Annotated in this window: 1 protein-coding gene; it reads right to left on the reverse strand. The window is 64.4% G+C overall.

What is annotated here, in order from left to right:
* Positions 1-891, reverse strand: an 891-nt coding sequence (locus OO306_RS28450) for a VCBS domain-containing protein (RefSeq protein ID WP_265970383.1), incomplete at both ends; no start/stop codon positions are given.

An 891-nucleotide genomic window follows, 5' to 3' on the forward strand; every position in this document is an offset into this window, starting at 1 on the left:
CGTTGCTGTTGTCCACCACGTAGCGGTAGTTGCCTTGGGCATCCAACACCAGGCTGCCGTAGTTGCCGGCCAGGGCTTGGCCTGGCGTGCCGTTGACGCCGTTGGGGTTGACCACGGCGCTGACGATCAGGGTGTCGCCATCGGGGTCGGTATACGCGCTGCGGATGCTGCCGCTTGGGTCGAGCCCCGGCTGGCCGTTGTTCACTCCACCGGCCTCGATGGCGTCGACCGTGACTGGGTTGACCACGGGCGGGTCGTTGACGCCGGTGACAGTGATCACCAGTTGCGCCTGATCGGTCAGGCCGCCGCTGTCGTGAATCTGGTAGGTAAAGATCACGTCCAGGCTCTGCCCAGCCGTCAAAGCGAGGAGGGTTGGGTCTGCGCTGTTGACCTCAAAGGTGTAGCTGCCGTCCTCATTGAGAATCAACTGCCCGAAGTTGCCACTGATCAGGCTGTTATCCGCCAGGCGGCCAACCGTACCGGTGATAGTGGCCGGCGCGCCGTTGGCCACTGGGGTGAGGGTACCGCCAGTAACTTCCAGGCCGCTGCGTACGCCATCGACTTTGAGTTGGGTCGCAGTGGGTTGGTCAAGGTTGTCGACGTCCGTGTCGGCGCCCACGCCGCCATCGCCAGTGATCACGTTACCGCTGGCGTTTACTGGCGCCGGGCTGCCATCGGTAGCGCCCGCGCTGGCAGTACCCTGGTCGTCGACGGCCACCGGCGCATCGTTGGCACCCTGGATAGTGATCACCAGCACGGTGACAGCGGTCAGGCCGTCGGTATCGACCACCTGATAGGTGAACTGCTCGACCAGCGTCTGCCCAGGGGAGAGCGCCTGCACGGTGGCGTTGCTGTTGTCGATGACGTAGCGGTAGCTGCCGTCGGCGTTGA

The organism is Pseudomonas sp. DCB_AW (assembly GCF_026240895.1).
GTDB classification, from domain to species: domain Bacteria; phylum Pseudomonadota; class Gammaproteobacteria; order Pseudomonadales; family Pseudomonadaceae; genus Aquipseudomonas; species Aquipseudomonas kermanshahensis.